This window comes from Nonomuraea sp. NPDC059007 (assembly GCF_042740555.1).
GTDB lineage: Bacteria > Actinomycetota > Actinomycetes > Streptosporangiales > Streptosporangiaceae > Nonomuraea.
The window spans coordinates 1-24,258 of the sequence record NZ_JBHYJD010000025.1 but is presented as its reverse complement, the minus strand read 5'-3'; the positions used below and the strand labels follow the sequence as shown (position 1 = coordinate 24,258).

The following is a 24,258-nucleotide window of genomic DNA, read 5'->3' as shown; positions in this document are numbered from 1 at the left end:
GGAGCGTTCTTGTGTCGTCCCCTTTTCGTTCTTCCGTGCGGCCGTGGCTGGTCCTCGGCTGCCTGTCCATGCTGCAGTTCCTCATCGCGGTCGACGTGACCGTGGTCAACATCGCGCTGCCGTCCGTCGGCGCCGAGTTCCACGCGGACGCCCGTCAGCTGACGTGGGTGGTGGTCGGATACACGATCACCGGCGGCGGCCTGCTGATGTTCGGCGGCCGCCTCGGCGACGTGCTCGGCAGGCGGCGCGTCCTGCTCGGCGGCACGGCCCTGTTCGGGGCCGCGTCGCTGCTCGCCGGCCTCGCCCCGTCCTTCGCCCTGCTCGTGGTGGCGAGGCTCCTGCAGGGCGCCGGTGAGGCGCTCGCCCTGCCCGCGGCCATGGCGGTGATCGTCCTCATGTTCCCCGAGGGGCCGCGCCGGTCCCGGGCGCTGGGCGTCTGGGCCGCGGTCGCGAGCACCGGTCTCGTGCTCGGGTTCGTGCTCTCCGGCGTGATCACGCACCTGCTCGGGTGGCGCTGGGTCTTCCTCGTGGCGGTGCCGTTCATCCTGTTCGTGCTCATCGCCACGCTCCTGCTCGTCCCGGCCGACCGGCCGGGACGGCGGGTCCCGCTCGACCTGCCCGGAGCTCTGCTGCTGACCGCGGCGCCGCTGCTGTTCGCGTTCGGCGTCGCCGGGGAGACCGGCCTCGCGTGGCTGCCGCCCGTGGCGCTGGCGGGGGCGGTGCTCGCCGGGGTGCTGTTCGTCGCGGTCGAACGCCGCGCGGGCAATCCGCTCATCCCCGCCGGGTTCTTCCGCGACCGGGCGCGGGTCAGGGCCAACCTCGCGACCGCGTTGCTCAGCGCCGCCCTGTCCACCTCGTTTCTGCTGTTCACCTACTACCTGCAGGACCGGCTGAAGCTCAGCCCGCTGACGGCCGGGCTCACGCTGGTGCCGCTCGCGGTGGCCCTGGTCGCCGCCGCGACGTTCGTGCCGCGGCTGCTCGGCCGGTGGGGCGCCCGGGGCAGCGCCGTCGCGGGGATCGGGTGCACCGCGCTCGGGATGGCGGCCATCGCGCTCGTCGTGGGCGCCGGAGCGGGCGCGCTCGCGATGATCCCGGCGATGGTGCTGATCGCCGCCGGGATGGGCTTCGGGCTCGTCGGGCTGCAGTACGCCGCGGTGGCCGGGGTGGGCGAGAACGACGCGGGCGTGGCTTCCGGCGTGCAGCGCGCGGCCGATCAGCTCGGCGGCTCGACCGGCATCACCGTGTACATCGGCCTCGGGGTCGCTCCCGGCCTCGCCGACCCGTTCGTCACGAGCGGCGTGCTGGCGATCGCGGGTCTCGCCGTCGCCGCGGTGATCGCCCGGGGCGTTTAGGCCGTGTTCTCCTCCTGGGTGGCGAGCCCTTCGGCCAGTTCCATGCAGCGCAGGCGGGCTGGGGAGAGGTCGTAGGGCATCTTGCCGGTGGCTTCGAACGCGCTCATGGACCCTTGCTCCGCCTCATCAGGGGCGTCACGGGAATCCCAGAGCGCGTCGTCGCTCTCCGCCAGGCCGGAGTCCTCGATGACGGCGTGCAGCGCCCTTTCGAAGGCGTGCCGTTCTGCGGCCACCCGGGCCACCCGGGGGTCGTCGACGGCGATCGTGTCATCGAGTGCCTCCTCGGCGGCATCGACCCGGTCGGAGTCCTCCCGCAGGTCCGGGTGGGTGGCCAGGGCGATGAAACGGGAGGCCTGGACGGCCGCGCCGAGTGGGCCGAAGATCCGCTCGGTGACCAGCAGGCTGTCCAGGTCCGCCTGGCGCAGGGAGCCCTCGGGCAGGCTCTTGAGGCGGCCGGCGACGAAGTCGGAGAGCAGGCCCATCCTGCTGCCCTCGGTACGCATGCGCACCACGGCGGCCCGTTGGCGCCGCAGTTCCGCTTCCTGGGCGACGAGGGTTTCCTCCAGCCGTTCCAGGACGCTCGCGATGCCGTCGTCGCCGCCTTCGGAAGCCGTGTCGGCGAAGGCGGCACGGATGTCGTCCAGGGCGATCCCGGCATCGGCCATCCTGCGGATCCACAACAGCCGGATCATGTCGTCGTAGCCGTAGCGGCGGCGATCGTCGCCGCCCCGCACGGGCTCGGGGAGCAGGCCGATCTCGTGGTAATGACGGATCGCCCGCGGTGTCGTGCCGGCGAAGGCCGCCGCGTCACCGATCTTGACCTGGCGCGGCGGGATGAAGGACGAGTACATGAGCAGGAGCCTTCCTCAGTGGGACGTAGGTCCACGGGATCACATACCGCTACGGAAGGTGCAACCCACGACCCCTCTGCCACCCGTCAAGGCGCGCGCCGGTACTCAACCTAACCGCTTCTGCTGGGAAGCCTTGCCGCGAAATCGGTCAGCGCGGCGGTGAACGCGTCCGGCTTGTCGCCGTGGATCACGTGCCTGGCATCGATCCGCCGGTAGACGGTCTGCGGCGCGAGCTCGCGTACCCTCCGCGCGTCGTCGTCGTCCATCGCGCCGACCAGCCCGTGGTTCTCGTAGCGGTTCCAGTTGGCGTGCAGCAGCAGGACGGGGCAGGACGTCGCGCGGAGTGCGGCCTCGTGGGAGAAGTCGCCGTAGAAGCGGCCGTCGAGGAAGGCCTGGGCGAAGTCGGGATCGAACATCGACGCCGCCCGCACCATCTCCTCAAGCGACCGTGGCAGCCACCGGACGCCCAGGCTCGCTGGGCGTCCGGGGTGCCGCCGCCGATGCCGGGCCACCAGCCGGTCCAGCAGGCCGACGAGCTGGTCCGGCATCCGCACGGACCTGGTCTCCGAGACGGGGATCTCCTGGCGGTAGATGCCGGCGACCCGCCGCGGGTCGAGGTCGCCGAGCACGCTGACGGCGTGCGCGAGACTGCCGTAGACCCACCGGTCCCGGTCGCGGAAGCGCGGCATCTCGGCGGAGAAGATCGGCGGGTCCTCCAGCACGATCGCCGCGACCTCTTCCGGGGTACGGCTCGCGCACCACAGGGCCAGGACGCCGCCGGAGGAGTTCCCGCTGACGATCGCCGGCCGGCCGATGACCTCGCGCAGCAGGCGGGCCAGGTCGTTGCCCGCGGAGTCCCAGGAGTAGTCGCCGGGTGTCCAGGAGGAGTTTCCATGGCCCCGGACATCGACGGCGAAGACCGTGAAGCGCCGTGAAAGCTCCGGCATGACGCGGCGGTAGCTGCTCCACAGGCTCATCTGGCCGGGGACGAGCAGAAGCGGCACCCCGGCCTCCGGCCCGCGGACATAGCTGATGACCGTGCCGTCGAACGTGGCGAACTCCTGCCGGAACCCGGCCCGCGCCAGCGCGGGCGGCAACGGCTCTCCTTGCCCTTCGAACGGGTTGCGGTAGCCGGTCATCTCTCCGGCTCCTCGTCCTGCACGGCTTCTTGCGCGGCCTCGTGTACGGCTTCTTGCGCGGCTTCTTGTGCGGTTTCTTGTGCGGCCAGCACGCCGCCGGCGAAGTTGCGGAATCTCTCGTTGTCGACCAGCGCGATGCCCTGCTTGCGGTCCACGAGCACGAGCAGGGTGTCACCCGGCTGAAGGTCGAGCAGGTCCCGCGCGTCCTTCGGGATGACGATCTGCCCCTTCTCCCCGATCTTCACCGTGCCCACGATGTACCGGCCGTCCGGCCCTTCGATCATCTTTCCGGCCATACGCCCTCCTATGCCAACTAGTCGCATCGTACCCACTTTTCCAACTAGTTGGCATCAGACTCTGGTCGGACAGAGGCGTACGAGGTCCTACCAGGGGAGCACGCAGGTCTGGACGTAGAGCTGATGCCCGGCGCGGCGGTGATCCGAAGAATGGGCGGGTGACGATTCTCGGGCTGTCTCCCCTGGAGATCCTTGCCGTACTGGCCACCGTGGCACTGGTGCTGGCCCGCTGGCTCCCGCCTCCCGCGCGGCGGCCGGTCGCGACGGCGGCCGGGGCCGTCTTCGCCGTGTGCGCGGTGGTGCTGGCCGTGTCCGGTGTGCGCTGGCAGCTCGTCCCGGTGCTCGCCGCCGGCGGAGTGGCGCTGGCTTTCGCGGTGTTCGTGCTGATGAGAGGACGGACGGGGCGGCCGGTGCGCAGGGCCCGATGGTGGGCGGCGCTGCCGGGAGCGGTGGCCGGGCTTGGCCTGGTCGTGGCGGGTACGGGGGCGTCGTGGGCGTTGCCGCTGCCGGCGTTTCCCCGGCCGCCGGGGGCGTACGCGGCCGGGACCACCGTGGTGCAGTGGACCGACGCCGACAGGGACGAAACCGCCACCGCCAAGGCGGGTGACCAACGGACGGTCGTGGTCCAGCTCTGGTACCCCTCCGGTGACTCCACGGGCGCCCGGCAGAGCCGCTACCTCGGCCGCACGGCGGAGGAGGCGCGGATCGTGGCCGGGGGCGCCGCGGACTATCTCGGGGTGCCCGGGTTCATGCTGGACGAAGTCGCGCGTGCCCATGCGCGTTCGGCCCCGGAGGCTCCGGTGGCGGGCGGGAGCGAGCGGTTTCCCGTGGTGCTCTTCTCGCCGGGGCTTGGCGGGGTGCGTACCCAGAACACGGCCTGGGCCGAGGATCTGGCCAGTCGCGGGTACGTGGTGGCGGGGGTCGACCATCCGTACGACTCGGCCGTGGTCGTGCTCGACGACGGCAGGGCCGTACGTACGCGGCTGGCGGCGACCGGTGACGACGCGGAGGACGAGCGGCGGGCGGCCGGATGGACGGCGGTCCGCGCGGGCGACCTCAGCTTCGTGCTCACGCAGCTCGGCCGGATGCACAGCGGCGAGATCCAGGGCCCGCTGACCGGGCGGCTCGACCTGGAACGGGCCGCGGCGACCGGTCACTCCCTCGGCGGGGCCGCCGCGCTGCAGGCCGCCCGGCAGGACGCGCGGTTCGCCGCGGTCATCGTGCTGGACGGCTACCCGCGCGACCCCGTCGCCCGGCCGTTCCGTCAGCCCGTGCTCGCGCTGACGCACGACATCGGGCCGGGGGAGGAGCAGGACTACCTCTCCCGCCTCACGCGGGTGCTCGACCTCAGCGAGGCGGCGAGCTACCGGCTCACCGTCCCCGGCTCGGCCCACCTGACCTTCACCGACGCGCCCCTGTACCTGCCGCCGCTGCCCTCGCTGATCGGCTCCGCCGGGCGCACCGCCGGCCCGCGGCTCACCTCCGCGGTCACCACCGCGTTCCTGGACGCCACGCTGCGCGGCAAAGGGGGCGATCTGGCCAAGACCCTGTCCGCGTACGGCGAGCTGACCACCTACCCTCCATAGCATGTATGGATGATGGATCTACGCCAGTTCCACGTGCTGAGGGCGATCGCGGTCAGCGGCTCGCTGGCCGGGGCGGCCCGCCGGCTCCACTACGGCCAGCCCACGATCAGCTACCACCTCGACGCGCTGGAGGCCCACCTCAGCGCCCGGCTGGTCGAACGCGGCCCCACGGGCGCCGTCCTGACCGACATCGGGGCGATGGTGCTTGAGCACGCGGCGGACGTGCTGGAGCGGATCGAGACCGTGGAGTCGGACGTGGCGGCGCGCCTGGCCCACGGCGTGTCCACGCTGCGGGTCGGCGCGTTCACCACGGCGGCGACCAAGCTGCTGCCCGGCCCGCTGCGACGCGCCACCGAGGGCAGCGACGTCCGGATCGAACTCACCGAGGCCGAGCCCCTCGACCTCCTCACCCGGCTACGGGCCAGGTCGCTGCACTGCGCCCTGATCTACGACGTCGCGGCCACCAAGGCCGGCCACGTCACCGCCGCGAGGTACGGCCACGGCTCGGGGACGGAGCACAGGCTCGGCGGCTCGGGGGCGGAGCACGGCCACAGCCCGGGTGTGAAGCCTGCCCACGGTTCGGGTGTGGAGCCTGGGCTGGGCTCGGATGTGACGCCTGGCCTCGGGTCGGGGGTGGAGCACGGGCTCGGGTCGGGGCTGGGCTCGGGTGTGGTGCCCGGTGGCGACTCGGGGGTGGAGCCTGAGCCTGGCCTCGGGTCGGGGGTGAAGGCGCGTGGTGGCGTAGAGGTGAAGGGTGGGGCGGGAGTAAGGGGGCGTTATGGGGCGGATCTGCGGGTGCGGAGGTTGATGGACGATCCCTACCGGCTGCTCCTGCCCAGGGGGCATGCCCTGGCCGCCCGTGAAGGGCCTGTCGATCTCGGGTTGCTGGCCGGCGAGGGGTGGATCATCTCCAGCGGCTCCTACGACCCGAGCGACCAGACCCTGTACGCGACCTGCCAGTCCCTCGGCTTCCGTCCCCGCATCGCGCTGCGTGCCGACAACTACAGCGTGATCCACGGCTTCGTCGGCGCAGGGGGTGCGGTGGCGCTGGTGCCCGAGCTCGCCTTCGAGCAGGGGTACGACGTGGTCTCCCGCCCAGTGCTCCAGGACGTGGGCGCGCGCGGGATCCAGTTCGTCACCCCCGCCGGGCCACGCCCCGCCGTCGTGGACCGGGTCTGGACCGAGCTGCATAGAGCCTATGGAGGTGGTGCAGAAAAGCGGGGCGTTCCGGATCAGGACCGGTCGCTGTGAGGATGCGGCCATGACCCGATTCGGCGCTATGTATGGTCCTGATCTCACCTTCCTCGGCGTCCCCGCCTGCGACCTGGACGATCCGGCCTCCTGGGAGGAGGCAGAGGTGGTCATCCTGGGCGCGCCGTACGACGGAGGAACCTCCTACCGCGCGGGCGCCCGCTTCGGCCCCGGCGCCATCCGGCAGGCCTGCTACCTCGAACACGACGGCGTCCGCCCGTCGCTCGCCCTCGGCGTGGACGGCCTGCTGGACCTGCGGGTGAAGGACGCCGGTGACGTCATGATGTTGGGCGGTGACGCCTATGCGGCGCACGCCGCCCTGGAGCAGGCGGTTCACACGGTCGCGGCGGCCGGCAAGATCCCGCTCGTGCTCGGCGGCGACCATTCGATCGCGCTGCCCAACATCACCGGCGTCGCCCGCGCGGCCGGGTGGGGCAGGGTGTCGGTTCTGCACTTCGACGCGCACGCCGACACCGGCGACAGCTCCTACGGCACGCTCATCGGGCACGGCCAGCCCATGCGCCGGCTCATCGAGTCGGGCGCGGCCAGGGGCGACCGGTTTCTGCAGATCGGGCTGCGCGGCTACTGGCCGGGGCCGGAGACGTTGCGCTGGATGGCCGACCAGGGGATGCGCTCGTACGAGATGACCGAGATCGTCGAGCGCGGCCTGGCCGAATGCCTGAGCGAGGCGGCCGAGATCGCGCTGGACGAGTGCGACGCCGTGTATCTGTCGGTGGACATCGACGTCGTCGATCCGGGCATGGCACCGGGAACGGGCACCCCGGAGCCGGGCGGCCTGACCTCCCGCGAACTGCTGGACGCGGTGCGGCGCCTGTCCTACGAGCTGCCGATCGCCGGCGTCGAGGTGGTCGAGGTCGCCCCCGCCCATGATCACGCCGACGTGACGGCCATGCTCGGCAGCCGCGTCGTACTGGAGGCACTGTCCGGCCTGGCCAGGCAGCGCGCGGAGAAGCACGGACAACTGCAGCCATGGGACCGCGGCGAGCCCCTGCTCAAAAGGCACACGATGTCACCCGGTGGCGGTCCGCGGTGACCGGCTCGTGCCCGTGACGCACAGCGCGCTGCATGTCATGTGATGTCGGCCGATGGCGGGTGTGAGGCAACCGGCGGGCCCCTGCCGCGTGTCAGGCGATGTCGGCCGAGGAGGGGTCGGCGGTGGTCAGGCCGGAGGCTTGGAGTGCTGTTTCGAGGGTGGGGTGGATGTTGAACTGGCGGTACGCGCCGGTGACCTCCAGGATGCGGGCGGGCCGGGGTTGCACGGTGGCCAGGTGGAGACTGCCGCCGTGCTCGCCGGAGCCGGCTCTCAGATGCAGGAGCAGGCTCAGGCCGGTGCTGTCCATGAAGGTCAGCCCGCTCAGGTCGAGAACCAGCGGCAGCCCCGGCTCGGTGTGGCGTTCGGCGACGTAGTCCGCCAGCTGCGCGACGTTGCCGGCGTCCAGCTCGCCGGTGACGGTGATCAGCGTGCCACGCAGCATACTGACGGTCATCAAGGACAGCGGCGTCATCACGACCTCGGTGATCTCCCGGACAGAAACCCTGCTCAAACGGCGCCACTCTACTCTATGGGTGAATGACAATACAGGAAAGATATTTCAGTATACGATGTTCCTATAACAGTCGTCACGTGAGGGACGAGAGAGTGAACGCCGTGCCCGAACCTCAGGGTGAAAGCCCGCCCGGCTGGACCTTCCTCACCCACCACGCCCGGGTCCTGCTGGAGATCGCCCGCGATCCCGAGGTGAGGCTGCGCGACATCGCCGCCACCATCGGCATCACCGAGCGCACGGTCCAGGGCGTCGTCAACGACCTGCACGAAGCCGGTTACCTCGGCCGCGAAAGAGTCGGCCGCCGCAACATCTACACGCTCAACCCCGACCGGCACTTCCGCTACCCCACCGAGTCCGGCATCGCCGTCCGCCACCTCATCGAGATCTTCACCAAACGCCGGCGGCCGGCCTGATCCATGTTAAGAATCTTTGACATCATGTCCAAGGTGCTTTACCTTGGCGATGTCGGCTTTTCTTTACATGGAGGAGTGTCATGTCCACCGAGGAGAAACGGGTGTGGGCGTACGCGGCGGTCGCGCTCGCGATCCCCGTCGTCTACTTCACCATCGTCCTCCGGCAGCTGCCCGGCGCGGACGTCACCCGGATCACCTACATCCCGGCCCTGCTCACCGCCATCGGCGTCGCCGTACTCGCGAACATCGTGGCGTCGATCGCCACCGCGATCGCCGCGCCGAGGGAGGCGGGCCTGAAGGACGAGCGCGACGCCTCCATCCGCCGGTACGGCCAGCGGGCCGAGTACTACGTGCTGGCCGCCGGCGTCGTCGGCGTGTTCGCGCTGACCCTGGCCGGCGCCGCGCACTTCTGGATCGCCAACGCCCTTTACCTGGCGTTCGTGCTGTCGGCCCTCGCCTCGGCGATCGCCCGGATCGTCGCCTACCGCAGGGGTTTCTGAGCATGGTCAAGCCCACCAGGGTGACGAACTCGATCCGCGCGCTGCGCTTCGCCAGGGGCGAGATGACGCAGGCGGACCTGGCCGAGCGGGTCGGCGTGACCAGGCAGACCGTCATCGCCATCGAGCAGGGCCGCTACTCGCCCTCGCTGGAGATGGCCTTCAAGATCGCTCGCGCGCTGGGCGTCACGCTCGACGACGTCTTCCAGTACCCGGAGGACGGCGACTGACGGCGGTGTTCCACGGTGGAACGGGATGTCACGCCCCTCTGATGACATTCACTCTCAGAGGAGGCACCTCATGCGCAAGCACCTGCCGGCGATCCTGGCCGCGGCGGCGACCGTGGCCGCGCTGACGGGCTCCGTGCCCGCGCAGGCATCGGTCGGGACTCTCATCCTCGGCCAGAACCAGTCCCTGGGCGGGCTGAACTGGACCTTCAGCGAAACCAACGGCAACCTCTCACCGACCGGCAGCGACGACCGGGCCAGCTCCCTGCGGGTCACCGGCAACTCGGCCTGGGTCGTCTACCAGCACGACAACAACGGCGGCCGCGCCTACTGCGTGCTGCCCGGCCAGAGCATCAGCGACCTGCACCACCGGTGGTGGCAGTTCGGCGACACGATCTCCTCGGTTCAGCGGCTCATCGGACCGAACTGCTTCCAGTTCCCCATGTTCCTCAGCACGACCCTCTGACCCGGGCACGCGCCTGGATAGGGTCGGCTCCATGGATCTGATCGCATGGCTGCGTGACTCCGATCCGGCGCTGCGCTGGCAGGTCGAGCGCGATCTGGCCGGCGAGCCGCCGCGGGTGTGGGAGGCGACGCGGGCGCGGATCGCGGCCGAGGGCTTCGGCGCCCGGCTGCTCGCCCTCCAGGACCCGGACGGCCAGTGGGCGGGCGGCGCGTTCTTCCCGAAAGAACCTGAGAAAGAAGACGGGCAGCCCTGGACGGCGACCACCTGGACGCTCACCACACTGCGGGAATGGGGGATGGATCCGGCCGTCCTGCGCGAACGCCGTACCGCGGAACTGCTCGCCGAGAACTGCCGGTGGGAGTACGACGGCCTGCCCTACTGGGGCGGCGAGGTGGACTGCTGCATCAACGCCTGGACGGCCGGGAACGGCGTCTGGCTCGGCGCCGACGTCACCGGCATCGCCGAGTGGTTCCTTGAGCACCGGCTGCCGGACGGCGGCTGGAACTGCGAGTGGGTCAACGGCTCGACGCGCTCGTCGTTCCACTCGACGCTCAACTCGCTCAAGGGGCTGCTCGCCTACGACGTGGCGACCGGCGGCACGGACGAGACCCGCGCCGCCCGGCGCTCCGGCGAGGAGTACCTGCTGCGGCGCGGTCTTTTCCGCCGCCTGTCCACCGGTGAGCCGGTCGGGCCGTGGGCGGGGCGGTTCGCGTACCCCGTCCGGTGGCAGTACACCGTGCTCAACGCGGCCGAGTACTTCCGCGAGGCCGCGCTGTTCGACGGTACGAAGCCGGACCCGCGGATGGCGGAGGCGATCGAGCTCATCCGGTCCGCCCGGCGCCCGGACGGCACCTGGGAGCAGGCGTGGCGGTATCCGGGGCGGGTGTGGTTCGAGGTGGACGCGCCGGTGGGGAAGCCGTCGAAGTGGCTGACCCTGTCAGGGACGCGGGTGCTCTCCTGGTGGGACGCCCTTATCTGAGTTTAACCGCCGCCTCTGTTGTGTGGCCTTGATCGATCCGCACCCGACACGAGGCAGGACACATGACCCTCCACCATGCCGACCGGCGCACGTTCCTGAAGGGAGCGGCGGCCCTCGCCGCCGCCGCCGGAGCGAGTACGGCCCTGCCCCTCGCGGCCGAGGCCGGCACCGAGGACCCCGACCAGCTGTTCAAACAGGGCAGGTTCGCCGACGCCGAACGCGGCTACCGCCGCCAACTGCGCGAGGACCCGCGCGCCGCCCGCGCCCACGCGCAGATCGGCTACATCGCGCTGCTGTCCAACCGGTTCGGCACCGCGCAGGCGCACCTGGGCAAGGCCATCGCGCTGGCTCCGGGCGACATCGCCTCCACCCAGCGCCTGGCGGAGTGCTTCGTCCGCCAGGACCAGCCGGCCCGCGCGGTCCCGCTGCTGCGCCGTACCGGCCGCCCGCGCGACGCGGCGTTCGCCAAGGTCTACTCCCACATCGAGGGCACGCCCTGGACGATCTCCGGCGCCCGGAGCACCCGCGTGCCCTTCCACACCCTCGATCCCGTCCCCTCCGTCGAGGCCACCGTCAACGGCGGCAGGCCGCAGAAGTTCTACCTCGACACCTACGCGACGCTGGACCTGTCGATGGAGGAGGCGGAACGGGCCGGGCTGCGGGCGCTGGCCACCGTCGAGGGCGGGGTCGTGGACGCCCATCCCGTCGTGCTCCACTTCGGCGTCCTCGACTCCTTCAGGGTCGGCGACATCGAGATCCGCAACATCCCCGTGCAGTGGAACGACGCGCAACGGCCGCCCCTGCCCGACGGCTCGCAGGCGGCGGGCGCGTTCGGCACCACGATCTTCTACCACTTCCTGACCACCATGGACTACGCGGGCAAGGCCCTGCTGCTGCGGCGCACGCCCGGCGCCGCGCGCGACGAGATCGCCCGCCTGCCGCTGTGGCTGGCGGGGGACCACTTCCCGTGCTCGGTGGGCAGCCTCGGCGACCACCCGCCCAGGATGGTCAGCATCGACACCGGCGGCATCGGCAGTGCCCTGGACACCACGGTGGCGATCGCGGAGCAGTACGGCCTCACGGTGGACTACGACAACCCGAGCGAGCGGTTCGGCATCAAGACCTACCCGCTCACCGCGGAGCGGGCCGGCCTGGGCCGCGCGGTCCGGCGCGACGTGCGCGGCAAGGCCGCCGAGAAGGTCTTCCCGGGACTGCCCGGCCCCGGCCAGTCGGCGCAGTTCGGCTTCGACATGATCGCGAACTTCACCCACGAGTTCTTCAAGCCGTACGCCGTCACCTTCGACTACACCCGCATGCGCATGTCCATCAGCCGCCCGTCATAGGCGGGCCTCGGCGAGGGCCTGGTCGAGGATGGCGGCGCCGCGGGTGATCTCCTCGTCGCTCGCGGTCAGCGGCGGCGCGATCCTGAAGATGCCGCCCATGCCGGGCAACTGCACGATGTTCATGTGCAGCCCGAGGTCGAAGCAGCGCCGGGTGACCTCCGCGCCCAGCCGGTCGGCGCCGCCCGCGCCCAGTACCTCGTCTCCGGCCAGCTCCACCCCCAGCAGCAACCCGCGCCCGCGCACGTCCCCGACCACCTCGTGACGGGCGGCGATCGCGTCGAGCCGGCCCCGCAGCAGCGCGCCGAGCTCGCCCGCCCGCTTGTCGAGGTGGTCGCGCTCCAGGACGTCCAGGACGGTGTTGCCGACCGCGGCGGGCAGCGGATCGCTGACGTGGGTGGTGAAGAACAGATACCCGCGTTCGTGCGCCCGCCGCTCGATCTCCGCGCTGGTCAGCACGGCCGCCAGCGGCAGCCCGGCGCCGAGCGTCTTGGACAGCGTGAGGATGTCGGGCACCACGCCGTCGTGCTGGAAGGCGTACCAGTCCCCGGTACGGCACAGCCCCGTCTGCGCCTCGTCCAGGATCAGCAGCATGCCGCGTTCCCGGCACTTGCCCGCCAGCGCGGCGAGATAGCCGGGCGGCAGTTCGATGACGCCGCCCGAGCTGAGGATCGGCTCGACCAGGCACGCGGCCAGGCTGCCGACCGACTGGGCGTCGATCAGGTCGAAGCCCAGGTCGAGCTGGCGGCGCCAGTCGAGCGCGCCGCCGGCGTCGACGACGCCGGGACGGAAGCGGTCGGGAACGGGCAGCGCGAAGTTGCCCGGCGCGGCGGGCCCGTACCCCTTGCGGCCGGCGCTGTAGGTGGCGTTCGCGGCGGCCATCGTCATCCCGTGCCAGGACCGGGCGAACGACACGATCTCATGCCGGCCGGTGACGAGCTTCGCCATCCGTACCGCGGCCTCGTTGGCCTCGGCTCCGGTGGTCAGCAGCAGAGCCTTCTCCAGCGGATCGGGCAGTGACTCCGCGAGCCGGCGGGCTAGGTCGACGACGGGGCGGCTGAGCATGCCGCTGTGCAGGTGGTCGAGCAGGCCGATCTGCTCGCGCACCGTCGCGACGATCGCCGGGTGGGAGTGCCCGAGGATCGCGCTCATCTGGCCGGAGGTGAAGTCGAGCAGCTCGTGGCCGCTCTCGGTGAACACCGAGGTGCCCCGCGCGCGGGCGATGAGCTCCGGTGTGAACGCGGCCTGGCCGCTGTAGCGGATGAGGTGGCGGGCTGATTCGGGAACCATGCCACCGACGTTAGGCACGCGCCGCCGTACGCGTCCATCGCGCTAGTGGATCTCGGGCAGATCCCGAAGCTGCCTGCGCGAGGTGAGCCCGAGCTTGCGGAAGATGTTGCGCAGGTGGGCGTCGATGGTGCGCGGGCTGAGGAAGAGCGTGGCGGCGACGTCCTTGGAGGTCGCGCCCTCGGCTACGAGCCGCGCGATGTGCACCTCCTGCAGGGTGAGCTGCTCGCCCTCCGCCGCGGTACGGCTGCGCGCCTGCTCACCGGTGCCGCGCAGCTCGCCGGCCGCCCGCTTGGCGAAGGCCTCCGCGCCCAGCTCGGACAACTGCTCATGGGCCTGCCGGAGTTGTGCCCGCGCGTCCCGGCGCCGTCCCTCCCGGCGCAGCCACTCCCCGTACAGCAGGTGGGCCCGGCCCCGGTGGATGGCCGTCGGGCTGTCGCGCAGGTGCTCGACGGCCTCCCGGTAGCCGTCCTCTTCGCCGGTGACGAGGGCGCGGCAGTACGCCTCGACGCCCAGGGCCCAGGCGGTACCGGCGGCGCGGGCGCGCACGGTCAGCTCGCGCAGGGCTCCGGCGGCCGGCTCGGGGCGGCCGGAGCGCACCGCGGCCTCGATCAGCTCGGGCAGGGCCAGACCGGACACGCCCAGGTCGCCGCTGGCGGTGGCGGCCCGGGCCGCCACCAGCGCGGCGGGGTAGTCGGCCAGGCCGTTGTGCAGGACGGCCGCGGCCCACTGCGCGCTGAGGCTCATCCTCGGCGGCACGTCCGCGAACAGCGCCATGGCCTCCTCACGCCGTCCGCGCAGGGCGGCCAGGTGCAGGCGCGGGTAGACCAGGGGAGCGGCCCCGGTCGCCGAGGCGATGGCCTCCTCCTCCGAGATCATCTCGGCCGCGGGGCCGAACGCGCCCTCGTGCGCGCGGACGGTGGCCAGCATCGCCAGGCCGATCGGCACGAGGTGGAAGGCGCCGGACTCGCGTCCCGTGGCCACGACCCGCTCGGCCGTACCGCGCATCACCTCGATGTCCCACAGCTCGGCGGCGATCATGTAGCCGAGGGAGGGGCGGCTCGCCCAGACCTCGTCGTCGAGCCGGCGCACGATCGGCCGCAGCGGCCCGGCGGCCGGGGCGTGGCCCCGGGTGACGAGCGTGACCAGGCCGTCGAGCACGGTGTCGGTGCCGGTCCCGGTGCCGGGCGGCGCGGACCTGGCGGCCTCCACGATGGCGGCCAGCTCGCCGGTGAACACGCCCATCTCCATCGCGTCCAGGTAGCAGGCCCGCGAGCGGGCCGGGTCGGTCTCCGCCAGGGCGCGGGCGGCCCGCAGGAGGTAGGCGGCAGGGTCGGCGCCGCCCCGGTAGCGGGCGAAGGACAGGCGGCCGCGGAGCACGTCGAAGCGCGGGTCGTCGCTCTGCACGCTGGTGAGCAGGTCGGCGGCGACCTCGAACGCGCCGGCCGCGAGCTTGGCGCGGGCGGCGGCCAGCACCCGTTCGGCGCGCGCCGCGGGGTCGGTGGTCAGCGCGGCCGAGCGTTCCAGGAAGGCCGCCGCCGCGTCGATGCCGCCACGGGCCTGCGCGCGGGCGGCGGAGGCGTCGAGTTCGGCGGCGACCTCCTCGTCCGGGCCGGGGGCGGCCTGGGCGCGGTGCCAGGCGCGCCGGTCGGGCTCGGCCGCCGGGTCGGTGGCTTCCGCCAGGGCCGCGTGCGCCCGGCGGCGTTCACCGGCGGTGGCGGCGCCGTAGACGGCGGAGCGGGCCAGCGGGTGGCTGAAGCGGATCCGGGTGCCGAACTCGGCCAGCCCGCCGGTCCGCGCGGCGGTGTCGGCGGTGATGCCCAGCCGCCCGGCGGCCCGCCACAGCAGTCCCGCGTCGCCCACCGGCTCGGCCGCCGCCACGGTGAGCAGGGTTCTGGCCGGTTCCGGCAGGGCCCGCAGGCGCGTCAGGTAGCTCTGTTCGATCACGGCCGGGACGTCGAAGCCGCCCGCCATGCCGCCCAGTCCCGCGGTTCTCGGCAGTTCGAGCAGCGCGAGCGGGTTGCCCCTGGATTCGGACAGGATGCGGTCGCGGACCCGCTCGTCCAGCGGCGCGTGGACGGCCTGATCGAGCAGGGCGCGCGCCTCGGCTTCGCTCAGGCCGCGCAGCCCCAGCTCGGGCAGGTCCGCCAGCGCGGCCGGTCCCGGCTCGCGGACGCCGAAGATCATGGCGATGCGTTCGGTCCCGATCCGGCGGGCCAGGAAGGCCAGCGTGTGGGCGGAGGCGTGGTCGAGCCATTGGGCGTCGTCCACGACGCACAGCACCGGCCGCTCGCGCAGCGCCGCCAGCAGCAGTCCCAGGGCGCCCAGGCCGACCATCAGGGGCTCCGGCGTGCCGGAGTTCAGCCCGAACGCCCCTTCGAGGGCCGTGCGCTGCGGCGGGGCCAGGTCGCCGAGGTGGTCCAGGAGCGGCGCGCACAGCTGATGGAGCGCGGCGAAGGGCAGCTCCATCTCGAACTGCGCGCCCGTGGCCCGGATGACGAGGAATCCGTCCGCGGCCTGCCCCGCCTGCCGTAGCAGCACGCTCTTGCCGATGCCCGGCTCTCCCTTGACGACGAGGGCGCCGCCCCGCCCCTGCCGTGCGGCATCGAGCAGAGCGGTGAGCCGCGCCATCTCGGCGTCGCGCCCGAGCACCATGTCCATGGGCAGACACTCTAGGGGGCCTTCTCCGCCTCCTCCTTCAGGTGGCGCAGCCAGGCGGTCAGCGACCCTTCGAGCGCGGCGCGCATGCCCGCCACGTCCGCGCGGATCGCCGCGCCGTCCCACGACTCCTCGGTGTGCACGTGTACGGCGCCGCCCTCCTCACGGAAGGTCCACAGGTGCAGCCCGTCGATGCCATGGGCGGGGCCGCCCCACAGAATGCGGTCCCGCGGCTCGGCCAGGTGCACGGTGGAGGTGATGTCGAGGCCGAAGGTGCTCCAGTGGAAGACCGCGCCGGCGACCAGCGGGGTGTGGGCGGAGGAGCTGGTGATGTCGCTCTGCCAGGCGGGCCAGCCGTTCACGTCGGTGTGCAGGCGCCAGACGCGCTCCAGCGGAGCCTCGATCACGGTGGCGAGGCGGACGACGACGGGGGCGCCGAAGTCGATGGCGGTGATCACTTGGTGTCCTCGATCCAGTGTCCGTGGATGCCCGACGGCACCCGGTGGGGGAGCTCGACGGCGGCGACCGTGGTCAGCTCGGCGGCGTCCAGGACGAGCAGCTCGGACGCGCCGGCCTTGAGGTCGCTGACGACGGTGAGCAGGTAGCCGTCGTCCTCGTTGTTGCTGCCGACGGCGGGCACGAAGACGGCCTCGCCGGGCATGCGGTCCTCGCCGTGGGAGAACAACCGCTGCCCGCCGGTCGCGGTGTCGAACTTGACGGTGTGGTAGCCGGACAGGCCCGCGCCGGGGAAGGCGATGGCGTAGCTGTAGCGGTTGGCGATGCCGGTGTGGGCGTCGTTGATGGCGGGGAACTCGACGTTCAGGCTGTTCAGGGGCTCCTCGGCGGCCTTGCCGGTGGCCGGGTCGAGGATCCAGCGGTGCAGGGTCGCGCCGGCCAGCGGGCTCGGGCCGTACGCGGGCGCGCCCACCCACCACTTCCACGACGACTCCCACCCGGCGCGGTCGAAGCGCGGCCCTTCGAGCACCACGCGCCCGTGGGCGTCCACGTAGGAGTTGCTGACGTGCAGTAGCGTGCTCTGCTCGACCTCGAACCAGGTCACCCGGTCCGACTCGCGCGGCATGACGCCGATCCGGAACGGCACGTCGTCGTGCCAGCGATAGGGGATGCCCGAGTGCTCGGCGTGGTCGAAGACGACCGGCGAGCACATGAACACCGCGTGCTGCGCGGTGATCGCGAAGTCGTGCATCAGCGACGGCCCCGCCCCCTCGATCACCTGGGTCCGCACGATCTGCCCGGAGGCGTCGGCGACGTGGTAGGTCAGGTACGGCGGGAAGGGGCTGTAGCTGAAGAAGTGCAGCTCCCCGGTGACCGGGTCCTCCTTCGGGTGGGCGGTCATGGCGCTGGTGAGCTTCCCGCCGAAGTCGTACACGCCGACGGTGTCCAGCTCGGCGCTCACCTCCCAGGGCAGGTTGGCCTCCTGCAGGGCCAGGTAGCGCCCGCCGTGGAAGATGATGCTGGTGGCCGCCGCGGAGACCTCCAGCTCCGTGCCGTGGAAGGGCACTCCTTCCAGGTACGGCGTGCGCACCCACCGGTTGCGGTACCACTCGGCCCTGCCACCGGCCAGCCGGATGCCGTGGATCATGCCCGCGCCCTTGAACCAGTGGGTGGGCGTCACCCCGGGCTTCGGGTTGTGGCCGTTGCGGAAGTAGCGGCCGTTGAGCTCGGGCGGCAGCGTGCCGCGCACGGTCAGCTCGTGGGCGGTGATCTCGTCGGCGACCGGCGAGTAGTGCCCGGTCAGGTACGGCTTGGCGAGGTCGTTCATCAGGGTGCCTTTCCAATCGAGACGATCGTGATGAGCAGGGTCAGGGCGGCGCAGGCGAGGAAGGCCCCGCCGTACGACGGAAGGAGGGTCAGCGCGGACAGGCCCACGGCGCCGCCGACCTGACGAGTGGCGTTGACCAGCCCGCCGGCCAGGCCGCTGTCCTCGGCCGGGACCCCGGCCGAGGCCCAGGCGGTCAGGCGGACGAAGGCCACGCCGAGCCCGGCGCCGATGAGCAGCGACGGCGCGATCAGCGCGCCGGTGAGCCCGAGCCAGGCCAGGCCCGCGGCGAGCAGCAGCAGGCCGGCGGGCAGGACCGCGCAGCCGCGGATCCTCCCGGCCGCCCAGGACGCGATGGTGATCATCAGGGCCAGGGGGAGCTGGGACAGCCCGGCTTCCAGCGGCGTGTAGCCCAGGTCCCGCTGCTGGTAGAGGGGCAGGAAGTAGAACAGGCCCAGCCAGACCGCCCCGAGCAGCGCCATCAGCAGGTTGGGCCGGGCGACCACGGCCATCCGCGCGGGCAGCAGCGGGTGGGGCGAGCGGCGCTGGATCACCACGAACACCGCCAGCAGCGCCAGACCGACAAGCGCCGCGGGCCACAGGCTGGTCAGGCCGTAGGTGAGCATGAGCAGGGCGGCGACGAGCGTCGTCGTGCCGGGCAGGTCGAGGGTGCCGCCGCGCGGGGTGTCGGCGGGTACCAGCCGCCAGGTGGCCGCGATGACCGCCAGGGCGAAGGGGACCAGGACGGCGAAGACGGCGCGCCAGCCGTACAGATCGGTGAGCAGGCCGCTCAGCAGCACGCCCGCCGCGCCGCCCGCGCCGGAGACCGCGCCCCACACCCCGAGCGCCGTCCCGCGGCTCTTCCCGTCCGGGAACAGGCGCAGCACCAGGGCGAGCGCGGCCGGCGCGAGGAGCGCGGCGCCGAGGCCCTGCGCGACCCGCGCGGCGATCAGCATCGCCGGTCCCGTGGCCAGGGCGGCCGCCAGGCCGGCCAGGGCGAACAGGGTGGCGCCGGTGAGGAAGACGCGGCGCAGCCCGTACACGTCGCCGAGCCGGCCGCCCGGCAGCAGGATCGCGCCGAAGACCAGCACATACGCGTTGATCACCCAGGTCAGGCCGGCCGGCGACATGGCGAGGCCGGTGCGGATCTGCGGGAGGGCGACGTTCACGATCGAGGTGCTGAGAACCACGAGGAACTGGGCGGTGGCCAGTGCGGCCAGGGGCGCCCAGGCGGCGGTTCGGTGGAGTCCGGTGCCGTGCATGACCTCAAGGTCGCAGCGGGGCGTACGTCCTCGCGTCGGTGGTTTTCGCCTATTCGCTGACTTGCGAACCTCTATCGCAACCTGTAGGTTGCCATACATGGTGACGAACACGATCGAACGTGAGGTGGTGCTGCGGCATTCCGCCGACCGGGTCTGGGCCGCGCTGACCACCGCGGAGGGACTGTCCCGGTGGTTCGGCTCGGTGGCCGAGATCGACCTGCGGCCCGGGGGGCGCGCGTACTTCCGCTGGGACGACCTCGGCCAGGAGTCGCTCGCCACGGTCACGGTCGTCGAAGCGCCGCACCGGTTCGCCTTCACCTGGGCGATCGAGGGGGTGGACGCGCTGCTGACAACGGTCGAGTTCACCCTGGACGAGGTGCCGGGCGGCACCCGGCTGCGGCTGGTGGAGAGCGGGTTCGCCAAGGCCGCCGACGCCGGCGTGGCCCGCACCGCCCGCCAGGCCAACACCCAGGGCTGGGACGCCGAGCTGGCCGACCTGGAGAGTTACCTCGATGCCGCCGCCTGAGGCGGAGGCTCAGGCCGTGGCGGTGTTCGCGGCGCTGACCGATCCGACTCGGCGGGCGCTGCTGGAGGAGCTGGCCCGCGCGGGTCCGGCCACCGTCACCGATCTGGCCCGGCGGCTGCCGATCAGCCGCCAGGCCGTGGCCAAGCACCTCGGCCTGCTCGCCGAAGCGGGCCTGATCAGCGCCGCGGAACCCACCGGCCGCCGCCACCCCTACCGCCTGGAACCCGCACCGATCCGCGCCGCCCAGGTGTGGCTGGCCATGCTCGCCCACCGCTGGGACGACCGGCTGTCCGCACTGGAAGACGCTCTCGATATGGAGGAATCATGACCGTGTACACCGCTGGACTGAACATCGCGATGAAGATCCCCAAGGCGCAGTACGAGGCCACCGTGGCCTTCTACCGCGACACCCTGGGCTTCGAGGTCAAGGAGGAGGACGTCGGCTACGCCCCGACCGTCTCCAGGACCCATTCGGTGAAGTTCGGCCCCAACACGCTGTGGCTGGACCGCGTCGACAACTACAGCCGGCCCGACCTGTGGCTGCAGCTCCACACCGACGACATGGACGCCGCGACGGCCGAACTGGCCGAGACCGGCATCCACCCGTGCGACGAGGTGGAACCGCTGGAGAACCTCACCACGAGGACCCACTGGATCAAGAACCCGGCCGGGATCGTGCACCTGCTCGCCGAGTCCGGCTGACCGGCCACCCGGGGGTCCCTCCCGGTCCGGCCGGCGGCTGGGCGTTCAATGGAGTGGGGGGACGACATGGAGTCGACGACATACGCCCTGGTGGTGGGCGCGGGGCCGGTGGGGCTGACCATGGCGGCCGAACTGCGCCGCCACGGCGCGGCCTGCCGCGTCATCGACAGCCTGCCCCGGCCCACGGGCTGGGCGAAGGCCGTCGGGATCCAGCCGCGTACGCTCGAGGTCTGGGAACAGATGGGCGTCGTCCGCGAGGCGATCGCGGCGGGGGTGTGGCTGCGGGGTCAGCTGCAGTTCACCGACGGCGTGGCCGGGGACCCCTACGAGCTCCGGGTGCCCGACGGCACCTACGGTTTCCTGGCCCTGCCGCAGTACGAGGTCGAGCGCATCCTGACCGAGCACCTGGCCCGCCTGGGCACCGAGGTGGAGCGGGGCGTCGAGCTGCGGAGCTTCACCCAGGACGCCGACGGGGTGAGCGCCACCCTCGCGCTGCCCGGCGGGCCGGAGCGTAACGTCCGCGCCGGCTACCTGGTCGGCTGCGACGGCGCACACAGCGCGGTACGGCACGGCCTGGGCCTGGCCTTCGAGGGCGACCGCTTCCCCGAGGAGTACATGCTCGGCGACGTCGAGGTGGACTGGTCCATGCCCGCCGGCTACGCGCTGCGCTTCCTGGCCGAAGCACCGGACGGCGGGCGGGACCTGCTGGTCTGCGTCCCGCTGCCCGGCCACAACCGCTACCGGCTGTCGATGCTCGCACCGGCGGAACTGCGCGGGGACGACGGGGCCGGGCACGGGATCGTCACCGACCGTCCCGGCCCGAGCCTCGCCCAGCTCCAGGCGGTCGTCGACCGGCTCGTACCCGGGAAACCGGCGATGGGCAATCTGCGCTGGTCGTCGTTGTTCGGCATCAGCCACCGCCTCGCCGACCGCTACGGCGCGGGCCGGGCGTTCGTCTGCGGCGACGCCGCCCACATCCATCCGCCGACCGGCGCCCAGGGCGCGAACACCGGCATGCAGGACGCGTACAACCTGGCGTGGAAGCTGGCCCTGGCCCTGCGCGGCGTGGCCGCTCCCGGGCTGCTGAGCACGTACGGCGCCGAACGGCGACCGGTGGGGGAGGAGGTGGTGAGCCGGACGGTCCGCTACGCCCGCACCCAGTCACTCGGCGACGCCGACGCGACCCAGCTCGCCCGGGAGGGCCAGCTCCTGGTCGCCTACCCCGGCAGCCCGCTGTCCGGTGAGGCGCAGGACCCGCCCGGCGGTGGTCCCCGGCCGGGTGAGCGCGCGCCGGACGTGCAGGGGCTGACGCAGGAGGGGCTCGGCTTCCCGGTACGGCTGTTCGACCTGCTCCAGGGGCCCGGCCACACGCTGATCCTTTACGCGGACGCGGCGACCGGCCTGGACGACGCCGAGACCCTGGCCGGTCTGGTCCGCGTCTACGTCGTGCTGGCTCCCGGCGTCCCGCCGCCCGAGCAGGGAGCGCGGGTGCTCCGGGACGCCACGGGCGCCTTCCGCGACCGGTACGCGGCCGGGCGCAGCGCCGCGTACCTCATCCGCCCGGACGGGTACGTGGGCTTCCGCGCCCAGCCGATGGATCTCGCGGCCGTCACCGCGCACCTGCGGAACACCTTCGACGTGCGGGACGACTAGCGCGGCGTCCGCCCTGGTGGCTCGGTACCCTGGTGCCCGGTCGATCGGAGGCGGGGGAAGACGTGACGGAGCACGGGCGGATCGTGGCCGAGGTGTCGGCGGTCATCGGGGAGGCGCGTCCCACGCTGGCGCGCGCGGCCACCGGAGTACGCGCCCTGCTGGACGCCGAGGCGTGGCGGGAGTTCACCGGGCCGGGCGGCGAGCTCGTGGAGCACGGCGACCTCGTCGAGTTCATCACCGCCGACCCGCCCCGCGGGCTCGGCGTGACGCCGGGGCTGGTGCGGGCGCTGGTGGCCGACGACCTCGACGTGGCCGCGCAACTGGACCAGGCGTTGCTCGCGGCCACCCCCGCGCGGCAGCCGCAGCCCGAGGAGCCGGAAACGCCAGAGGAGCTGGATGAGGCCCGCGTCGCGGCGCCGGAGACGCCCGCGCTGCGGCGGCTGCGGGAGGACGCGCCCGCGCTGCACAGCAAGGTCGTGGCGGGCGAGCTGAGCACGAACGCGGCCATGGTGCAGGCGGGCTTCCGCCCCCGCACGATCAGCGTGCCGGTCTCGCGCCCGGAGAACGCGGCCAAGGCGCTGCGCCGCAACCTCAGCCGCGAAGAGCTGGTGGAGCTGGTGACCCTCCTGTCGCAGGACCTGTGAGCCCCTCAGTCCAGTAGCGGCAGGGTCAGCCGGAAGCGCGCGCCCTCGCCGAGGGCGGTCTCCAGCTCGACGTCGCCGCCGTGCGCGCGGGCCAGGGAACGCGCGATGGCCAGGCCCAGGCCCGCGTTGGTCCCGGCCGAGCGGTTGCGGGAGCGGTCGGTGCGGTAGAAGCGGTCGAAGACGCGGCCCGCCTGCTCGGCCGTCATCCCCGGCCCCGTGTCCGCCACCTCGAGTACGGCCCGCCCGCCCGCCGTACCGACGCCGATCCGCACGGGCGTGCCCGGCGGGGTGTGCGCGGCGGCGTTGCCCACGAGGTTGGCCACGACCTGCCGCAGCCGGTCCTCGTCGGCGCGGACCGGAGCCGGTCCCGGCGGCCCGCCGCCACCGGGGCCGGTGAGCTCGACCCGGCGTGACGGGTCGAGGGCGCGCAGGTCGTGGCGGGCGTCGTTGGCGAGGGTGCGCAGGTCCATCGGGGCCGGGTCGAGCTGGCTCTCGGGCGCGTCGTCGAGCTGGGCGAGCAGCATCAGGTCCTCGGTGAGGGCGGTCAGCCGGGTGGCCTCGCGGTCGATGCGGGCCATCGCCGCGTCCACCTCGGCCGGTCCGGGCAGCCCGCCCATCCGGTAGAGCTCCGTCGAGCCCTTGATGACGAACAACGGCGTGCGCAGCTCGTGGCTGACATCCGAGACGAACGTCCGCATCCGGTTCTCGGAGGCGGCCCGGTCGGCGAAGGCCCGTTCGAGCTGGCCGAGCATGGTGTTGAGCGAGGCCCCGAGATGCCCGATCTCCGTGCCGGGCGGCGCGAGGCCCGGCACACGGTGGGTGAGGTCGCCGCCGGCGATCGCGGCGGCCGTGTGCTCGATCCGGCGCAGCGGCCGCAGCCCCCGCCCGAGGGCGAACCAGCCCACCCCCGTCAGCAGTACGAGCAGCACCACACCGCTGACCAGGCTGCTGGCCCGCAGTTGCGCGATGGTGGCGTCGGCCTCGGTGAGCGGCGCGACCGCGATCACCGTCCCGCCCCAGCCGACGGTCGGGCGGGCGACGGCCCGCCAGCGTCCGGAGCCGTCGGCGGCCGGCAGGTCCACGGCCCTGCCGTCGGCCGGGATCGCCCGCAGCCGTTCGCGCGCGGGCAGGCCGGCCTCGTTCAGCCCGGGGGAGTGGACGCGGCCCGACACCACGCCGTTCGCGTCCAGATACACCAGGTACGGCGCGCCGAACAGGTCGAGGGCCGGGGCGAGGAGGTCCGGGCGGGTCCCGGCCTGCGTGAGGTCGGGCGGGCCGTCGCCGGACACCCGGGAGATGATCGAGGTGAGCGTGCCGAGCTGGTGGTCGAGCCGGTTGAGCTGGTAACGCTCCAGGCGGTCGGTGACGACGGCGCTGATGAGGCTGAGCCCGGCCAGCAGCAGGCCCGTGGTGAGCAGCAGCAGCCTGGCCCGCAGCGAGAGGCGGCTCACGGCCGGGGCTCGCGGAGCTCACGGATCACGTAGCCGGTGCCGTGCACGGTGTGGATGAGCTTGGGCTCGCCGGTGTCGACCTTGCGCCGCAGGTAGGAGATGTAGGTGTCGACGATGCTGGCGTCGCCGCCGAAGTCGTAGCGCCAGACCCGGTCGAGGATCTGCGTCTTGGACACGACGCGCCCGGCGTTCTCCATCAGGTAGTGCAGCAGCCGGAACTCGGTGGGGGAGACGCGGACGGGCCGGCCCGCCCGCGTCACCAGGTGTCCCTCGGGGTCGAGCGCGAGCGGGCCCACGGTCAGCACGCCGGGCTGGTGGCCCGTGGTACGG

26 protein-coding genes are annotated in these 24,258 nt (G+C 72.7%); 15 read left to right on the top strand and 11 right to left on the bottom strand.

The genetic code is table 11. The features are described from left to right. Positions 1–35: 35 nt before the first annotated feature. Positions 36–1,352: an MFS transporter gene (locus ACFWY5_RS34050; protein ID WP_379636774.1), complete on the top strand. Its 1,317-nt coding sequence runs from the start codon at positions 36–38 to the stop codon at positions 1,350–1,352. On the opposite strand, the gene ACFWY5_RS34045 is transcribed toward ACFWY5_RS34050, so the two are convergent. From ACFWY5_RS34045 to ACFWY5_RS34035, 3 genes are all read right to left on the bottom strand, one after another. Continuing rightward, positions 1,349–2,203 (bottom strand): MerR family transcriptional regulator, encoded by an 855-nt coding sequence (locus tag ACFWY5_RS34045; protein ID WP_379636772.1) that lies wholly within the window; start codon positions 2,201–2,203, stop codon positions 1,349–1,351. The genes ACFWY5_RS34050 and ACFWY5_RS34045 overlap by 4 nt on opposite strands. 110 nt (positions 2,204–2,313) lie before the next feature. Next, entirely contained in the window at positions 2,314–3,342 is a 1,029-nt protein-coding gene (locus ACFWY5_RS34040; protein WP_379636770.1) for an alpha/beta fold hydrolase, read from the bottom strand. Continuing rightward, positions 3,339–3,638, bottom strand: coding sequence for an AbrB/MazE/SpoVT family DNA-binding domain-containing protein (locus ACFWY5_RS34035; RefSeq protein WP_379636768.1), 300 nt, complete (start codon positions 3,636–3,638; stop codon positions 3,339–3,341). Before ACFWY5_RS34035 ends, ACFWY5_RS34040 begins: the two co-directional genes overlap by 4 nt. Positions 3,639–3,796: 158 nt before the next feature. Here ACFWY5_RS34035 and ACFWY5_RS34030 point away from each other — a divergent pair, with 158 nt between their 5' ends. Genes ACFWY5_RS34030 through speB form a run of 3 tightly spaced genes read left to right on the top strand, consistent with a single transcriptional unit; the run spans position 3,797 to position 7,529 of the window. Beyond that, positions 3,797–5,224, top strand: a complete 1,428-nt coding sequence (locus tag ACFWY5_RS34030) for a hypothetical protein (protein WP_379636766.1) — start codon at positions 3,797–3,799, stop codon at positions 5,222–5,224. 9 nt (positions 5,225–5,233) lie between these two features. Then, positions 5,234–6,475 carry a LysR family transcriptional regulator gene (locus tag ACFWY5_RS34025; RefSeq protein ID WP_379636764.1) on the top strand — a complete coding sequence of 414 codons (1,242 nt, stop codon included), beginning with the start codon at positions 5,234–5,236 and terminating at the stop codon, positions 6,473–6,475. A 10-nt stretch (positions 6,476–6,485) separates the two neighbouring features. After that, entirely contained in the window at positions 6,486–7,529 is a 1,044-nt protein-coding gene (gene speB, locus ACFWY5_RS34020; protein WP_379636762.1) for an agmatinase, read from the top strand. Positions 7,530–7,620: 91 nt separating this feature from the next. Here the strand turns inward: speB and ACFWY5_RS34015 are convergent, their stop codons facing one another. After that, positions 7,621–8,040, bottom strand: coding sequence for an STAS domain-containing protein (locus ACFWY5_RS34015; protein WP_379636760.1), 420 nt, complete (start codon positions 8,038–8,040; stop codon positions 7,621–7,623). Positions 8,041–8,120: 80 nt separating this feature from the next. Here ACFWY5_RS34015 and ACFWY5_RS34010 point away from each other — a divergent pair, with 80 nt between their 5' ends. The 6 genes from ACFWY5_RS34010 to ACFWY5_RS33985 all read left to right on the top strand — a co-directional run bounded on the left by ACFWY5_RS34010 (position 8,121) and on the right by ACFWY5_RS33985 (position 11,968). Beyond that, positions 8,121–8,456, top strand: a complete 336-nt coding sequence (locus tag ACFWY5_RS34010) for a helix-turn-helix transcriptional regulator (protein WP_379623044.1) — start codon at positions 8,121–8,123, stop codon at positions 8,454–8,456. 80 nt (positions 8,457–8,536) lie between these two features. Then, positions 8,537–8,956, top strand: coding sequence for a hypothetical protein (locus tag ACFWY5_RS34005; RefSeq protein ID WP_379623042.1), 420 nt, complete (start codon positions 8,537–8,539; stop codon positions 8,954–8,956). Positions 8,957–8,958: 2 nt separating this feature from the next. After that, positions 8,959–9,183: a helix-turn-helix transcriptional regulator gene (locus ACFWY5_RS34000; RefSeq protein WP_379636758.1), complete on the top strand. Its 225-nt coding sequence runs from the start codon at positions 8,959–8,961 to the stop codon at positions 9,181–9,183. A 70-nt stretch (positions 9,184–9,253) separates the two neighbouring features. Beyond that, positions 9,254–9,646: a beta/gamma crystallin-related protein gene (locus ACFWY5_RS33995; RefSeq protein ID WP_379623038.1), complete on the top strand. Its 393-nt coding sequence runs from the start codon at positions 9,254–9,256 to the stop codon at positions 9,644–9,646. 31 nt (positions 9,647–9,677) lie between these two features. Beyond that, positions 9,678–10,625, top strand: coding sequence for a squalene cyclase (locus tag ACFWY5_RS33990; protein WP_379623036.1), 948 nt, complete (start codon positions 9,678–9,680; stop codon positions 10,623–10,625). Between the two features lie 62 nt (positions 10,626–10,687). Next, positions 10,688–11,968, top strand: coding sequence for an aspartyl protease family protein (locus ACFWY5_RS33985; RefSeq protein ID WP_379623034.1), 1,281 nt, complete (start codon positions 10,688–10,690; stop codon positions 11,966–11,968). Here ACFWY5_RS33985 and ACFWY5_RS33980 read toward each other — a convergent pair. From ACFWY5_RS33980 to ACFWY5_RS33960, 5 genes are read right to left on the bottom strand one after another with little or no spacing between them, the layout of a single operon-like run. Then, a complete protein-coding gene (locus tag ACFWY5_RS33980; RefSeq protein ID WP_379636756.1) occupies positions 11,963–13,255 on the bottom strand; it encodes an aspartate aminotransferase family protein in 1,293 nt (430 codons plus the stop codon). The two genes, ACFWY5_RS33985 and ACFWY5_RS33980, sit on opposite strands and share 6 nt — an antisense overlap. Before the next feature lie 42 nt (positions 13,256–13,297). Next, complete coding sequence (locus ACFWY5_RS33975; protein ID WP_379636754.1) at positions 13,298–15,913, bottom strand: ATP-binding protein; 2,616 nt, start codon at positions 15,911–15,913, stop codon at positions 13,298–13,300. An 11-nt stretch (positions 15,914–15,924) separates the two neighbouring features. Beyond that, positions 15,925–16,368, bottom strand: a complete 444-nt coding sequence (locus ACFWY5_RS33970; RefSeq protein WP_379636752.1) for an SRPBCC family protein — start codon at positions 16,366–16,368, stop codon at positions 15,925–15,927. Then, the gene (locus ACFWY5_RS33965; RefSeq protein WP_379636750.1) at positions 16,365–17,693 is read right to left on the bottom strand and encodes a carotenoid oxygenase family protein; all 1,329 of its coding nucleotides are present in this window, start codon (positions 17,691–17,693) and stop codon (positions 16,365–16,367) included. The genes ACFWY5_RS33970 and ACFWY5_RS33965 overlap by 4 nt, the downstream gene beginning before the upstream one ends. Beyond that, complete coding sequence (locus ACFWY5_RS33960) at positions 17,693–18,952, bottom strand: MFS transporter (protein ID WP_379636748.1); 1,260 nt, start codon at positions 18,950–18,952, stop codon at positions 17,693–17,695. The genes ACFWY5_RS33965 and ACFWY5_RS33960 overlap by 1 nt, the downstream gene beginning before the upstream one ends. Before the next feature lie 97 nt (positions 18,953–19,049). Between ACFWY5_RS33960 and ACFWY5_RS33955 the strand changes: the two genes are divergently transcribed. The 5 genes from ACFWY5_RS33955 (at position 19,050) to ACFWY5_RS33935 (ending at position 22,477) form a co-directional block, all read left to right on the top strand. Continuing rightward, on the top strand, positions 19,050–19,478 hold the full coding sequence (locus ACFWY5_RS33955) for an SRPBCC domain-containing protein (RefSeq protein WP_379623021.1): 429 nt from the start codon (positions 19,050–19,052) through the stop codon (positions 19,476–19,478). Beyond that, complete coding sequence (locus ACFWY5_RS33950) at positions 19,465–19,806, top strand: ArsR/SmtB family transcription factor (protein WP_379623018.1); 342 nt, start codon at positions 19,465–19,467, stop codon at positions 19,804–19,806. Before ACFWY5_RS33955 ends, ACFWY5_RS33950 begins: the two co-directional genes overlap by 14 nt. Beyond that, positions 19,803–20,180, top strand: a complete 378-nt coding sequence (locus ACFWY5_RS33945) for a VOC family protein (RefSeq protein WP_379636746.1) — start codon at positions 19,803–19,805, stop codon at positions 20,178–20,180. The genes ACFWY5_RS33950 and ACFWY5_RS33945 overlap by 4 nt, the downstream gene beginning before the upstream one ends. Before the next feature lie 66 nt (positions 20,181–20,246). Beyond that, a complete protein-coding gene (locus tag ACFWY5_RS33940) occupies positions 20,247–21,833 on the top strand; it encodes an FAD-dependent monooxygenase (RefSeq protein ID WP_379636744.1) in 1,587 nt (528 codons plus the stop codon). Positions 21,834–21,895: 62 nt separating this feature from the next. Beyond that, entirely contained in the window at positions 21,896–22,477 is a 582-nt protein-coding gene (locus ACFWY5_RS33935; RefSeq protein ID WP_379623012.1) for a hypothetical protein, read from the top strand. A gap of 5 nt (positions 22,478–22,482) precedes the next feature. Here the strand turns inward: ACFWY5_RS33935 and ACFWY5_RS33930 are convergent, their stop codons facing one another. Both ACFWY5_RS33930 and ACFWY5_RS33925 read right to left on the bottom strand, forming a co-directional pair. Then, a complete protein-coding gene (locus ACFWY5_RS33930; protein ID WP_379636742.1) occupies positions 22,483–23,928 on the bottom strand; it encodes a sensor histidine kinase in 1,446 nt (481 codons plus the stop codon). After that, the coding region (locus ACFWY5_RS33925; RefSeq protein WP_379636740.1) for a winged helix-turn-helix domain-containing protein at positions 23,925–24,258 on the bottom strand (334 nt) is incomplete at its 5' end. The genes ACFWY5_RS33930 and ACFWY5_RS33925, both read right to left, overlap by 4 nt.